Consider the following 14,572-nt stretch of genomic DNA (forward strand, 5'->3'; position numbering starts at 1 on the left):
GCGTAAATAAATAAACAGAGTGTGAGTTGCGCACATTATGCGTGCAAGATCAGTAAGTTTCCAGTGGATCGACGTCAATTGCAAAACGAATTCTATGTTGTTTTGTGGATTGTTCTAACCATTCGGTCATCATTTGCGTCGCTTGATGCAAAGGCCCACGCTGAGCGGCTTTGATCGAAATCAGAGCGCGATGCTGTCCTGCTTTGCGAACAATGATGGCAGCATACGGACCAACCAGATAAACGTCTTTGGCAAAGTAGGGCTCAAGATCATTTCTCATGGCGGATAAGAGCTGCATGGCTTCTTGTTCATTACCCGATTCGGCGCGAATGATGACTTGATGATAAAAGGGCGGAAGCGAAAGAGATTTACGTTCGGCCAAACCATCAATAGCAAAGTGTTCGTAACCGAGATTGCATAAACATTCGATAGCCGCATGGTCGGGATGATAGGTTTGTAGTAATACGTGCCCCGGTTTCTTGGCACGACCAGCACGACCTGCGACTTGAGTGATGAGCTGAGCGGTGCGCTCCATGCCGCGAAAATCGGAAGAGAACAGACCCGCGTCAGCGTCCATGATAATGACGAGTGTAACGTTAGGAAAATGATGGCCTTTCGCCAGCATTTGTGTACCGATTAGAATCGCCTGATCATGCTCATGGATTTTTTGAGTCAGCTTTGCCATAGCAGATTTTCGCTGAGTGCTATCACGGTCTATGCGTAAAATAGGTACTTCTTTAAAAAGTGTACTCAGTTGGGTTTCAATTTGCTCTGTACCTTCACCGACGGTAAATAGCTCTTCAGACTGACATTCAGGGCAAGTATGAATCAATGCTTTTTGTGTGTCGCAATGGTGGCAGTGTAGTTTGTTAGCACGTTTGTGTACGGTGAGGTTAACGTCGCAATGATCACAAGCGGCAATCCAGCCACATTGGTGGCACATTAAGGTTGGCGCGTAGCCGCGGCGGTTTAGGAACACCAAGACTTGTTCTTTGCGTTCTAAACACAGTTTCATACTGGCAAGAGCATGTTCGCTAAAACCATGAATGAGAGTCTTGCCTCTTAGGTCCACTCTTTCCATTTCTGGGATATGGGCATTGCCTGCTCGTTGACGAAGTTTGAGCCAAGCAAAGCGCTTTTGCAGGGCGTTGGTTAGGCTCTCATAAGACGGTGTAGCCGAGGCAAGTAGCACCGGAATATTTAGTGCTTGAGCGCGTTTAACGGCAAGATCACGAGCGTGGTAACGGAAACCTTCATGTTGTTTGTAAGATGTATCGTGTTCTTCGTCAATCACTATCATGCCAAGGTTTGGTGCGGGGATAAAAGCCGCAGATCTTGTACCGATAATGATTTTGGCATGGCCGCTTGCAGCCAATAGCCAAGCATCCAGGCGTTCTCGGTCGCTCATGCTGGAATGCATTAAGACGATGTCTGTATTGAAGCGAATTTCAAAACGTTTCAGCGTTTGAGGTGTCAGGCCAATTTCCGGCACCATCACTAGAATTTGTTTACCTTCTTCGATCAGGCGTTCCATGGCGCGCAAAAATACTTCGGTTTTGCCACTGCCTGTCACACCGTCTAACAAAGTGACGTTAAATTGATGTCGATAATCCAATAAATGTTCGGTGGCGCGCATTTGTTCAGGATTGAGTGTCGGAGGTACTTGAGTTTGGTGTGCGTGCTTTTCACCTCCTTTGTTGAAGGAGCGTGGCTCTCGGCGTAATAAACCTTTTTCTTCCAAACTTTTTCCTGCCGCTGGAGCAAGATCTAACACAGATGCAGCATGTTGGCTTAAACCATTGGGGTGCTGTTGTACGGCTTTTAAAAAATCTTGTTGGCGTGGTGCCCGGCTAAGTTGTTCTAGAGGCAGTGATTGCCCTTCAGGTGTGGTTAGCCACCAGTTTTCCGTACGGAATTCAGCACTTTCACCTTTGCGCAGCAGAACAGGCAAAGCATGAAAGATGACATCGCCAATCGGATGATGATAGTAACGTGCGGCCCATTCACATAATGCCATCAGCTCTTCGGTAATCACTGGGCTTTGATCGTGCATTGATGTCAGTGGTTTGACTTGCTCTGGATCCCAGTCACTGGTTTCGCTTAGTGCGACAATCACTCCAAGACGACTACTTTTACCAAAAGGAACTTTGACACGCATTCCAGGTTTCAGCTCGTGTCTTAGGGCAATCGCTTTGGGGACTTTATAGTCAAACAGTGTGCGCATTGGCACAGGCAAAGCGACTTTGATGAAAGAATAAGGAGTAAGAAGCGCCTCGGACATGCGTTAGGTTAGACCTTGTTTAGTAAAGCAAAAATAGGATGTCTTGATCATTTCTTAAGTGTACGTCAGAGTAGTGGGTCGGTGCGAGTCACAATTTTATGAGAAAAGCATGAAAAAAGGTTGCTGATTTGGCAATAGATCCCTAAAATACGCGACTCTTGGCTCCACTGTACAATGTCTGTACAACGAAACGTGCGGTGCTTGACGCGGCAATAGCCCATTAATATCGATCAAGTGGCGGCACACCAAACCTAAAGGTAAATACGATGAAAAAAGATATCCACCCAAATTACTCTGCGGTTACTGCAACTTGTACTTGTGGTAATACTCTAAACCTAAATTCTACTTTAGGTAGCGACCTTCACGTCGACGTATGCAGCAACTGTCACCCATTCTACACAGGTCAACAGAAAATGGTTGATACTGGTGGTCGTGTTGATCGCTTCAACAAACGTTTCGGAGCACGTCGTACTACTAAGTAATTGGTGGCATGATAGTGATCGCTTTAAAAAGGCGCCAAGTTCTCTTGGCGCCTTTTTTGTTTTTGTCCCTTGCTGTTCAAGCCAATGAAGCCTGTACGGCAACAGGCGAACTTGAAAAAGCTCAGATCAAACGAGTGGTTGATGGTGACACCATACATCTTACCGATGGCCGAAAAGTTCGGCTGATGGGTATAGATACACCAGAACTTGACCACAAAAAAGGCAATCATGAGCCTTATGCTGTAGCTGCGACAGATTTCGTTCGCTCCCGCCTCGATCAATTTGTCTACCTACAAAGAGCTAAAAATGATCAAGACAGATACGGTCGTTATTTGTACTACCTTTTCGATAAAGATCGTATTTCACTGACGAGTCAGTTACTATCCGAAGGACTTGGTTATCGTATTGCTGTCCCTCCAAACTTAGCCTATCAAGACTGTTTTGAGGCGGCTGAAAACGCAGCTCGCAATGCGCATAAGGGATTATGGCAGCAAAATTTGCAATGGCAGCCAAAAGCTGGATTTGCAATCTCTCGTGTCAACATCACTTCAATTACTCAGAACCGAGGAGGTTGGTGGCTAGAAACCGATCAGGATCTAGTAATCAATTTGCCATCTTACGTCACAGATTATTGGCCTTCTCAAAAAGTATTTTATCTTGAGGGTAAGGAAATTGAAGTGCGTGGTTGGCAACATCAAAGGAAAAGTCGCCATTCAGACTTTAAGTCTTGGGTACTTTCTGTAAGACATCCCAATGACTTGCTTGAAATCAAAGCTTCTCTCGATCAGTGATTGATAGAATATTCCTATGGTTTTACGCTTTAAAGTATTGAGTAGATCGATTATTCTGACGACACAAAATTATAAGGTGCCACTTTCGAAGCTTTTGTAGGCTTGGGAACAAGGCCCAGTTTGGCTATGATAAAACTAATTAATTACACCAAATAGACGGAAACATCATAATGGCAGAAGATATAAAGCAAGCTGCACTGGACTACCATGAGTATCCAGTTCCAGGAAAACTGAGCGTAACTATTACTAAACCAACAGCGACCGCTCGTGACCTTTCTCTAGCTTACAGCCCAGGTGTGGCTGAGCCTTGTCGTGAAATCGCAAAAGACCCAGAAGCTGCATACCGTTACACTGGTAAAGGCAACTTAGTAGCTGTTATTTCTGATGGTACGGCGATTCTTGGATTGGGTAATCTAGGTCCATTGGCAAGTAAGCCAGTAATGGAAGGTAAAGGTTTATTGTTTAAGCGTTTTGCTGGCATTAACTCTGTTGATGTGGAAGTTGAATCTGAAAGCCCACAAGCATTCATTGATACCGTTGCTCGTATTGCAAACACTTACGGCGGCATCAACTTAGAAGACATCAAAGCACCAGAGTGTTTTGAAATCGAACGTCAGTTGATTGAACGTTGTTCTATCCCTGTTTTCCATGACGACCAACACGGTACTGCGATTGTGACAGCAGCTGGTCTTTTGAATGCGCTTGAGCTTCAAGGTAAAGACATTGCTGATGCTAAAATCGTTTGTCTAGGTGCTGGTGCAGCAGCGACAGCTTGTATGAAGCTGATCATTGCTTGTGGTGCACAGCGCGAAAACATTTTCGTTCTTGACCGTAACGGTGTTATTCACTCTGGCCGTACTGATTTGAATCAGTTCAAAGCAATGTTTGCGATTGATACTGACAAGCGCACTCTTGATGATGCAATGGAAGGCGCAGATGTGTTTATCGGCGTATCTGGTCCAGATCTATTATCTGCTGATCAACTTGCTAAAATGGCGGCTAATCCAATTGTTTTTGCTTGTTCGAACCCTGATCCAGAGATCAATCCAGAGCTTGCACGTGCAACTCGTGATGATTTGATCATGGCGACTGGCCGTTCTGATTACCCTAACCAAGTAAACAACGTACTTGGCTTCCCTTTCATCTTCCGAGGTGCTTTAGACGTTCGTGCGACTAAGATCAACGAAGAAATGAAGTTGGCTGCAGTTCATGCACTTAAAGATCTTGCAAAAGAAGAAGCGCCTGCAGATGTTGTTGCAGCTTATGGCGGTATACCTTTGAGCTTTGGTAAAGAGTACATTTTGCCAAAACCAATGGATACTCGTTTGCTTAACGTTGTTTCTGCAGCCGTTGCTCGTGCAGCGGTTGATTCTGGTGTGGCTATGCTTCCATACCCAGATTTTTACCCACTTGAGAATCTTGATCACTTCGGTGCTTAATCGAATAGTATCTTGCTAAAAAGGCGACTCCTGAATAAGGAGTCGCCTTTTTTATGTGGATCATTTGATGGCTTATTTTTTGAAGACTAAATTGACGTTAGTTAAATAGAAGCAAGGAGCGTTAGTATGAAAGTAGCAATATATTGTGGTTCTGCTGAGGGAAATTCTCCTGAATACGCCAATGGAGTTAAAGCCTTGGGCGTGTATCTTGCCAAGCAAGGGATCGACATTGTCTACGGTGGGGGTAATGTAGGTTTAATGGGCATTATTGCGAACGCTGCTTTGCAGGCCGGCGGAAAGGTGATTGGTGTCATTCCTCAGCATTTAAAGCTAAAGGAAATTGCTCACACAGGTTTAACCGAGCTGTATGTGGTTGCCGATATGCATGAACGTAAGGCTAAGATGAGTGAATTGGCCGATGCCTTTGTGGCGCTTCCTGGTGGTGTAGGGACGCTAGAGGAAATGTTTGAAGTGTGGACTTGGGGACAACTCGGCCTACATGGTAAACCTTGTGCTTTTTATAATATAAATGGTTTTTACGATTCATTATTTAATATGGTAGAAAGTATGCAGCAGGCAGGTTTTGTGAAGCAGTCTTATATAGATATGATCATCAAAGTTAACACGCCGGAAACACTTGTGTCGGCTTTTCAAGCTTATCAAGCGCCTAAACCTAAGTGGAGTTAGCTACTTTTTGGTAGGGCTTTGGATTTGACTGCTGTAATAAAAACGCCAGCGTTTAAGCTGGCGTTTTTGGTTAGAATAATAGAAGCCCAGATCAGAATAAGTTTTCTAACACGTTATTTTCTTGTTTCTCTTCTTGCGCTTCGTTACCAATATTGTTGTTAAATGTAGGTAAGCTCAAATCGCGCTGTGGTGGCACATGGTCTTTTCTGAATATCTCAAAAATCGCATTAGATTGTCCCGGTAACGCACGTTCACCTGTATTCGGATCGATTCTAACTGTTACCAAAGAAGACGGTTTAGCCACGAAATCAGGAGGTGTATCTTTTAGCGCTTCACGCATGTAATCAATCCAAGGCGGCAATGAAACCGAGCCACCCCATTCGCCACGTCCTAGAGGTGATGAATTATCAAAGCCGCTCCAAACAGACGTTACTAGATTACCGTTGAAGCCCGAGAACCAAGCATCACGGCCATCGTTTGTTGTACCTGTTTTCCCCGCGAGATCATCTCGCTGAAGTACTCGTGCTCGTCGACCGGTACCGTATTTAATAACATCTCGCATCATATCGTAAGTTATGTAATTCACTTCTGGATCGAGCACTTGCGGTGCAATTGGCAAGCTACGAATGCCTTCAGTTGTATTAAATAGTCCCATTTGTTGTTCGCCATCCGTCGTTTTTTCTAACGGAGTGCACGTTACGCAGACTGTCACAGGGTTGGCTTGGAATAGAGTTTTGTTATTTCTGTCTATGACTTTGTCTATTAAATAAGGTTGTACTTGGTATCCGCCATTCGAAAAAACGGCGTAGCCAGTTGCGATTTGCAGTGGCGATAAGTTTGCACTACCTAAAGATAAAGATAGGTTATGTGGTAACTCGTTTGGATCAAACCCAAAGCGGCGCAAGAAATCTAATGTTGGTCGAACTCCCATTTCATCCAGCAAACGAACAGAGACGATATTCTGTGATCGGTAAAGTGCCTGACGTAAACGGGTTGGGCCATAGAACTTGCCACCGTCATTGGTTGGCCGCCATGCAGATGCTAGGTTGGTGTCGTTAAAGACAACGGGAGCATCATTGATAATACTGGCAGCTGTATAACCTCGATCTAGTGCACTAGCGTAAATGAAGGGTTTAAAGTTGGAACCTGGCTGACGTTTAGACTGAGTAACACGATTGAATTTGTTTTCGTAGAAGTTAAAACCACCCACCAAAGCTTGGATTGCACCGTCTTTACTGTTCAAAGAAATGAGTGCGCTTTGTACTTCAGGTTTTTGCGCGAGTAGCCATTTTTGCTGGTTGTCTGGGCGCAAACGAACAATATCGCCAGGTACCAAAACATCCGAAACGGTGGAAGGTGAAGCGCCTTGGGAGTCCTCATTAATATAAGGTCTTGCCCATTTGACTGCGTCCCATGGCAATGTGGCGCGTTGGCCATTAGCCAAACGAACGTCAGCGGTAGTTTCTGTGGTTGAAAGAACTAAGGCGGTTTGCCAATTTTTGAAGCGTTCTACGTCTTGTAGAGCTTTTTCTTGCTCTTCTAATGGCGCATCAATCAAGTCAACACGGGTTTCAATAGAACCACGGTAACCGTGGCGCATATCGTAATCTAAAACGCCATTGAAAACGGCTTCGTTCGCGGCTTTTTGGCGTTCTGAATCAATGGTCGTATAGACTGTCATGCCAGTGCTATAAAGATCGTCTCCAAATGTGCTGTATAGCTCAGAGCGAACCATTTCGGCGATGTAGCCTGCTTCGATATCAGGCATGACGCCATGGTTCTTGGCGGTGATCGGTGCTTCAACAGCATTTTGGTATGCGTTTTTATCAATCATGCCGAGTGATAACATACGTTGTAGAATCCAGTTACGACGAATTAGCGCACGAGAAGGGTTTACGACTGGGTTAAAGCGAGAGGGTGCTTTTGGTAGGCCGGCGATCATAGCTAGTTGCGCAAGATTAAGCTCCGCGAGATTTTTTCCATAATAGACTTGAGCAGCTGCCTCGAAACCATAGGCACGATTACCCAAGTAGATTTTGTTGACGTACAACTCAAGTATTTCGTGTTTAGATAACTCTCGTTCCATCTTTAGGGCAATAAAGATTTCTGTAAATTTACGGGTGTAGGTTTGTTCAAATGAGAGGAAGTAGTTACGTGCTACTTGCATGGTGATAGTGCTACCACCACCTTGTTTTTGCCCAGTCGTAATTAGTTGTACGACGGCTCGACCCAAGCCCAGAATATCGACGCCAGGATGGTGATAAAAATTGGTGTCTTCTGCGGCTAAAATTGCATGCTCTAGATCTTGAGGAATTTCTGCATAATCGATAGGGGAACGGCGCTGCTCTCCAAACTCACCAATTAATTTATTGTCGGCGGTGTAGATACGCAGTGGGATTCTTAACTCGATGTCTTTTAGTTCAGCGACAGTTGGAATACGGTCTTTTACGTTGTAATAAACCGCATAGGTAACGCCAACCGCGCAAAGTGTTCCAAACAGACCGAGAAAAAAAAGTATTTTGAGTGTCTTAGCCATATAAATTCAATTAATACAGAGTGAGAAAATGGCATTATACCTAAGATGGCCACAGAATAGGCGGTTAACTTTGCATCAAATCGTGTTATCTTGGTAAATATTTGGCATGGAAGCCAAACCGAAAACAATACTCTGTTGCTTACTATTTCAAGGATGAATGATGAAGCTCATGCATGCCTATTCTATAGCCGTTTACTCCGCTCAAGAATGTACATTTTATGACTCTAGTAAAACCGCCAACTTGGTGGATTTCTCTTTATTAAATAACGAACCTCTACCCAATTCCTCACAGTTAGAACTGATTCAGCGGAGCTTAACGCTAGACCGCTCGATTGATGCCTGTCGAATCATTATATTAGTACCTGATGCTTGGTTATCTGTGTCACAGCATAGGATTGATCACCTTATACCTTCATTGTTACTACCTTTGGCTGCATTGAGTTATGCCGTAGAAACGACATTTTCACCACCCGATAGTTTGCTGTTTAGTTATCAATACGAGTTACTGCCAGAGCAGCAGTCTCAACTTACGACTTTTGCTTGCTCAAGTGAGTGGGCGCAACAACTGTGTTTGCCATTTCAGTCGATTGCACAATCTTGTTTACTTATGCCGATAGGGCAATGGGAAGTAATTCATTCGCGTAATAGGTCTTGGTCATCTTGTTCACAGCGTGCTTTGTCAGTGTATCAGCCAGAAAAAAGCAAACGTTTAAAAGCTCGACGGCTTTGTTGGTCTTTAGTCGTTTTTAGCCTTCTGGTTCACAGTGTGGCTTCTGTTTATTTTTTCTTCTTACATCAAGAATCGGCACAAGCGTTGATTGCACGTCAAAAAATACAAGCAACTCAATCGGCATGGTCGTTGATTAATGACTCCAATGAATTTTCTGCGTCAGTATTGAACTTGGTTCAGGCTTTGCCCATGTCTGCTCGACTCGGATATTTTGAAAGTGAAGCGCAACGAGCTTCTCTCCAAATGACATTGCCTGCACAAGATTTGGAACTTTTACTGGAGGGGTGGCATCAACAAAACCCAGACTGGCGCTGGGAAGTCGAGCAACAGCCGCATCGCTTTGCTTCTCCAACGAATCAGAAGGAGGTGGTGGATGTTTCTATCGAAGTATTTAAAAACTAACGGTGTGTTATTAAAAAATATCAACGGTTCCGTGGTGCTGCTTTTGCTTCTCTTGCAAGTTGCCGTTTGGTATCCATTTTTATCACAGGCTCAAGATGATTTAAATCGACAATCTAAGTTGAAAGCCCTAGCTGAGAATGATTGGAAAAAAACGCAGCAACAAGCGAATCAATTACACGACATGCGCTTGCTTGACGAGTCTTGGCTACAACATAGAGTGGAAGACACTAAAAATGGAGTGCCAACGCAATGGTCTATCAATGGCTCAGCTTCTCTTATCGAGTGGCAAATAGTGCTGGAAAAAATTGAAACACAGTTTGCTTTAGGTTTGCTTGCCGCATCTTGGCAAAGAGAAAGCAATGGATATTGGCAAGGACACTTGTTGTTTGCGATTAAGATTCCTAAGGCGAATCGGGAGTACCATGATTGGTTACCCACTAAGTTATATATGAATCGTTTTGAGCAAAAAGATTGGCAGCTATTGTCGACTATGCGAATAGGCGATAACACATCAGCGTTAGTTGTATACAAAAATGCTCGTCATTGGGTTAGTGAGGGCAGTTGGCTGCCAGATGCAGGTTTAACCGTGAATGATGTATCTTTTGATCGAGTAACCTTGATGGCAAAAGATGGTTCTGAGCAGGCATTAGTTGTGCGTAAAAAGGGAGCTCAGGATGAATAAGCTGCGGCTTCAATGGCTATTGGTATTTTTTCTGATGATGCCACGTACCTTATTGGCAATGGATGTCTATTTTGAATCTCGTTCGCTACAAGAGGTATTGCCTTGGCTAGCGTCGCAAATGAATGAAAGCGTGGTGATTAGTCCTGAAATTGATGATGTATTAACACTTTCGATCAAAGGTGCAAGCTGGAAAGATGTGATGGAGGCAATTGCACAGCCGCCACATATTCAGCTTGAGTGGCAAGGGCGTGTGGCGGTGCTGATGCCCGTAAAAACACCTTTAGCAGAAAGCATCGAACGTACATCCGTTGTGTGTCAGAGATCTTATTGGGTGTTGAAACATGCTAAAGCAAAAGATGTTGGTGTACATTTACGAACCTTGCACCCATCTATTTCTTTAGTTGTGGATGATCGAACTAATTCGATCATTGCCCATTCTTGTGCTTCTTTAGAAGGGGTTCAGGAAACACTTGATTGGTTAGATACACCATTAAAACAAATTGAAATCAGTGCGCAAATTGCTCAAGTAAGTCGAACAGCTCAATCGCAGTTTGGGGTGAACTGGCAAGCTAAGTTATCTGATGGTGTCCGATCCTCTATCGGAGGTGCAGTTGATTTAGGCGCGTTGACGCCAACGACGAATTTGGATTTTTCCAGTATAGGTGGTTCTAGCTTATTGGCACTTACTTTGGATATGATGGAAAGCGAGGGCTTAGCTAATGTAGTTTCAAAGCCCAAAATTGTCACTTCCGAAGGGCTGCCTGCTCGAATTGAATCGGGAACCGAGGTCCCATATCAAACGGTTAGCGATGATAAGGTGAGTATTGAGTTTCGCCAAGCGGCACTCATGTTGGAGGTGACTCCTTTTGTAAAAGACGGCGGGCACATTTTACTATCGTTAACGATTCATCAAGATTCTGTGGGGGACTTGGTTAATGGTGTACCTAGCTTAAAAACCAATCGTTTAAAAACACAGGTTGTAGTGAAAAACCAAGAAACGCTTGTTTTAGGTGGGGTTTTTCGAGAAGAGCGTTTCGAATCCGAGAGTCGGGTTCCTTTCTTTAGTGACATTCCTTGGTTAGGTGAGTTGTTTAAAAGACAATCAGAACAGCAAGAAAAGGTTGAATTACTTGTATTTATTACACCAAAGCTGCTACAAATGTCAGTCAACTAGGCCGCAGTCTAAATCTGCTTAATTCCGACGTAATTGAATACAATGATAAAAGCCCCCAATATTATTTTAGTAGGCCCGATGGGCGCAGGAAAAACGACGATAGGCCGTTTGATTTCTCAATCGATGGGCAAAGAATTTTATGATCTCGATAAAGTCATAGAAGACAATGCCGGCGCAGACATTCCTTGGATTTTTGAACGGGAAGGTGAAGACGGTTTTCGTAAGCGTGAAACTCAAGCGCTGGCCTCAATAGCAGAATCGGACACTGGTGATTGTGTGTTAGCAACCGGTGGCGGCATTGTGATGCGCGAAGAAAATAGAGATATTCTTCGAGAAAATGCGCTAGTGGTGTATTTGTACGCTTCTGTTGCTCAACAATTATATCGCACCTCAAAAAGTACTCATCGACCTCTTTTACAAACTGGTGATCCGCGAGCAACGTTAAAAAAATTATTTGAAGTACGTGATCCTCTATATAGAGAAGTAGCTACTTTAGTTATTGAAACAGATTCTCGTCACCCTCGTTCTGTCGCTAATAAGGTGCTAGATGCAATCAAGCGCCATCTTAAAATGGAGATAACTGTATCCTAATGCGCACGTTAACCGTTGACCTTGGCGATCGTAGCTACCCTATTTTTATTGGTAGCGGTATTCGTCAGCAGAAAGCCCTTTTTGATGATGCGATTCATGGCAAACAAGTCATGATAGTAACCAATGAGACCATTGCGCCTTTATATCTAGAACCCATTGTGTCAATGCTATCAGTAGATTATAAAGTTGATACCTGTATTTTGCCTGATGGTGAGGTATATAAAACGCTAGAAACTTACGGCATGATCATGTCTGCTTTATTGGAAGCAAAGCATAATCGAACTACTACCGTTATCGCTTTGGGCGGTGGTGTAGTTGGTGATATGGCTGGGTTTGCAGCCGCGACGTATCAGCGAGGTGTGCCTTTTATTCAAGTGCCAACGACTTTATTGTCTCAAGTTGATTCTTCTGTCGGCGGAAAAACAGGTGTGAATCATCCGCTTGGAAAAAACATGATAGGTGCGTTTTATCAGCCTCAAGCTGTGATTATCGATACTGAAACCTTGTTGAGCTTGCCGCAGCGTGAACTGTCAGCAGGCATGGCGGAAGTCATCAAATACGGTTTGATTTGCGATGTGCCATTTTTTGATTGGTTAGAGCAAGAGATGCCTCAGTTAATGACGTTGGATAGCGATAAAATTAGCGATGCTATTTATCGTTCTTGTTTGGCTAAAGCCAATGTGGTTGCACAAGACGAGAGAGAAGGTGGCATTCGTGCTATTTTAAACCTAGGCCATACGTTTGGTCATGCGATTGAAACAGAAATGGGCTACGGCAATTGGTTGCACGGTGAAGCTGTTGCTGCTGGTAGTATGTTAGCGATTGATCTTTCTTGGCGTATGGGGAATTTAACGGAACAAGATATCTGTCGTTCCGTAGCGCTATTTCAAGCGGCAAATTTACCAGTCTTACCGCCTGCCGAGATGACGGTCGAGTGCTTTGTTGAACGCATGGCGTTAGATAAAAAAGTATTGGATGGAAGCTTGCGTTTGGTTCTGCTTGGTGCATTGGGTGATGCGATCGTAACATCGGATTTTCCGATGGAAGACTTTAATTCCTGTCTTTTGGATGCACTTGAAGCGAGTAAACAAGCTAGCCTTGCTTAATCTTGTTAGTTATTTAATGTTGAAGGACGACTATGTCTAAGCCAGACTTTCAGTTTGATCTAGAGGATGCGCTTAATCAGCCCCCAAAAGCAACGCTGAGGGATCCTTTTGGCTCGAAGGATGCATCGCTTTATTTTGCGTCTGAAGAAGGTAATCAGCAACTGGCTTTGCTTGAGCATTTGAGTCGCTACAGTAGTTTACTGTCTGTGGTTCAAGGGCCACAAGGCAGTGGCAAAAGTCGTTTTTTGATGGAATTTGCTCGTCATCAAGATGACACCACTGTTGTTAGTCACGTTAAAGCGACTATGCTGATGACGGCAGGGCAATTGCTACAAGCTATATATGCTGGTTTTGCTAGTCATTTCACACAACCTCCGAATGAAACCACTTTCGGCCCTTTGCTTAAGTTTTCTCATGATTTAGATGAGAAAGGCCAAGCGGCATTGGTGTTAATTGATAATGCCCAAGAGCTAAACACAGATGCGGTGAGCATGCTGTTAGACATGATGTCATTGGCGACTGAAAATCAAACCGTTCCTCATATTGTGTTGTTCAGCGAATACTCTTTATCACGTAACCTTGATGCTTATCAGCGCTCTCGTTATGAACAACTAAGTCATTCATTTACCTTAGCGCCTTATTCATTAGAGCAAACACGTGCTTACTTATTGCATCGTGTACGCGCGGTTGGCGGTGGAATTAATTTGCCGTTTAATGACAAGCAAGTGAAACAAATTTATCAAGAGTCTGGTGGTTACCCCGGTCGAATTAACCAGCTTGCTCAGACCATGATGGGCAATGGTAATAAACCTGCAAAATCTGCCATGCGTTTTAATCTGGCTGTGGGATTCCCTTTGGCGCATATGGCGCTGCTTTCCGTGGTTATGCTTGGCATTTTAGTTGCGGTATTATTCTCTGATAAACAGTCTGATAAGCCTTCGACATCGACGGCCGATAGAACCAGTAATGTTATTCCTTTAAGTTCACGGCAGGGGCAATCCTCAGCGGAGACGATTGCGCGCATTGATGCCATGCAGCGTAAGATCGGCCAAGAAGGTGAAATTATACTTCCACCTATCCCAGCTGGTACTTCTTCATTGCCTGCGATAAGTATGTCTAATGCTCCATCTACTGAGCAGCCGAATGCTACATCTATGATGACCCCAGCTATTTCTACTGCACCTATTCGTGCAGAGGCGCCTTTAGCGCAAGCCGCTCCTACTGTTGATGCACCAACTGAAATGGTGCCAACTAAAAATGAACAAACCAACCTAAAAGTCTCACAAGACCGTTTTGATAAGACGGAATGGTGGCTATCCCAGAATCCAAACCGTTATACCTTACAGCTATTAGGAACACACAATAAAGGAACCGTGCAGGACTTTATTCGTGATCAAGGCGGTGTGGATGCCTTTGGTTATTTTAAGTCAAAACATAATGGCAAGGATTGGTTTGTCGTGGTTTATGGTTCTTATCGTAATCGTAGCGAAGCGATAGCTGCAGCGGAATCTCTTCCTAAAGATATTCGTGACCTTAATCCTTGGGCGCGAAGTGCTCGTGGTATTCAGGATGATATTAAGAAAGCCCAGTGATATCTGCTGAGACCTTTGTCTAGTCTTTAGCTTCGTTCGTGACTTTGTGCAAAGCATCTCATGCTATTTTACGTTTGCA

Annotated in this window: 12 protein-coding genes; 10 read left to right on the forward strand and 2 right to left on the reverse strand. The window is 44.0% G+C overall.

Features of this window, described 5'->3' with window-relative positions:
• Positions 1–49: 49 nt before the first annotated feature.
• Positions 50–2,281, reverse strand: a complete 2,232-nt coding sequence (locus tag TY87_RS08085) for a primosomal protein N' (RefSeq protein ID WP_100186678.1) — start codon at positions 2,279–2,281, stop codon at positions 50–52.
• 266 nt (positions 2,282–2,547) lie between these two features.
• Between TY87_RS08085 and rpmE the strand changes: the two genes are divergently transcribed.
• From rpmE to TY87_RS08105, 4 genes are all read left to right on the forward strand, one after another.
• Positions 2,548–2,763: a 50S ribosomal protein L31 gene (rpmE, locus tag TY87_RS08090; RefSeq protein ID WP_072840831.1), complete on the forward strand. Its 216-nt coding sequence runs from the start codon at positions 2,548–2,550 to the stop codon at positions 2,761–2,763.
• An 8-nt stretch (positions 2,764–2,771) separates the two neighbouring features.
• Positions 2,772–3,554, forward strand: a complete 783-nt coding sequence (locus tag TY87_RS08095; RefSeq protein WP_100186679.1) for a thermonuclease family protein — start codon at positions 2,772–2,774, stop codon at positions 3,552–3,554.
• Between the two features lie 170 nt (positions 3,555–3,724).
• Positions 3,725–4,993 (forward strand): malic enzyme-like NAD(P)-binding protein, encoded by a 1,269-nt coding sequence (locus TY87_RS08100; RefSeq protein WP_072840829.1) that lies wholly within the window; start codon positions 3,725–3,727, stop codon positions 4,991–4,993.
• Between the two features lie 126 nt (positions 4,994–5,119).
• Positions 5,120–5,680 carry an LOG family protein gene (locus TY87_RS08105; RefSeq protein ID WP_100186680.1) on the forward strand — a complete coding sequence of 187 codons (561 nt, stop codon included), beginning with the start codon at positions 5,120–5,122 and terminating at the stop codon, positions 5,678–5,680.
• Between the two features lie 91 nt (positions 5,681–5,771).
• Here TY87_RS08105 and TY87_RS08110 read toward each other — a convergent pair whose 3' ends face one another.
• On the reverse strand, positions 5,772–8,216 hold the full coding sequence (locus TY87_RS08110) for a penicillin-binding protein 1A (protein WP_100186681.1): 2,445 nt from the start codon (positions 8,214–8,216) through the stop codon (positions 5,772–5,774).
• Between the two features lie 160 nt (positions 8,217–8,376).
• Here TY87_RS08110 and TY87_RS08115 point away from each other — a divergent pair, with 160 nt between their 5' ends.
• Genes TY87_RS08115 through TY87_RS08140 form a run of 6 tightly spaced genes read left to right on the forward strand, consistent with a single transcriptional unit; the run spans position 8,377 to position 14,493 of the window.
• Positions 8,377–9,348, forward strand: a complete 972-nt coding sequence (locus tag TY87_RS08115) for a hypothetical protein (protein ID WP_100186682.1) — start codon at positions 8,377–8,379, stop codon at positions 9,346–9,348.
• The gene (locus tag TY87_RS08120) at positions 9,320–10,030 is read left to right on the forward strand and encodes a hypothetical protein (protein WP_100637035.1); all 711 of its coding nucleotides are present in this window, start codon (positions 9,320–9,322) and stop codon (positions 10,028–10,030) included. Before TY87_RS08115 ends, TY87_RS08120 begins: the two co-directional genes overlap by 29 nt.
• A complete protein-coding gene (locus tag TY87_RS08125; RefSeq protein ID WP_100186684.1) occupies positions 10,023–11,204 on the forward strand; it encodes a type IV pilus secretin PilQ in 1,182 nt (393 codons plus the stop codon). Before TY87_RS08120 ends, TY87_RS08125 begins: the two co-directional genes overlap by 8 nt.
• A 42-nt stretch (positions 11,205–11,246) precedes the next feature.
• A complete protein-coding gene (locus tag TY87_RS08130) occupies positions 11,247–11,795 on the forward strand; it encodes a shikimate kinase (RefSeq protein WP_072840823.1) in 549 nt (182 codons plus the stop codon).
• Entirely contained in the window at positions 11,795–12,901 is a 1,107-nt protein-coding gene (gene aroB / locus TY87_RS08135) for a 3-dehydroquinate synthase (protein WP_100186685.1), read from the forward strand. The genes TY87_RS08130 and aroB overlap by 1 nt, the downstream gene beginning before the upstream one ends.
• Before the next feature lie 32 nt (positions 12,902–12,933).
• Positions 12,934–14,493 (forward strand): SPOR domain-containing protein, encoded by a 1,560-nt coding sequence (locus TY87_RS08140; protein WP_100186686.1) that lies wholly within the window; start codon positions 12,934–12,936, stop codon positions 14,491–14,493.
• The last annotated feature ends 79 nt before the right edge of the window (positions 14,494–14,572 follow it).

The organism is Marinomonas sp. BSi20584 (genome assembly GCF_002792415.1).
Classification (GTDB): Bacteria; Pseudomonadota; Gammaproteobacteria; order Pseudomonadales; family Marinomonadaceae; genus Marinomonas; species Marinomonas polaris.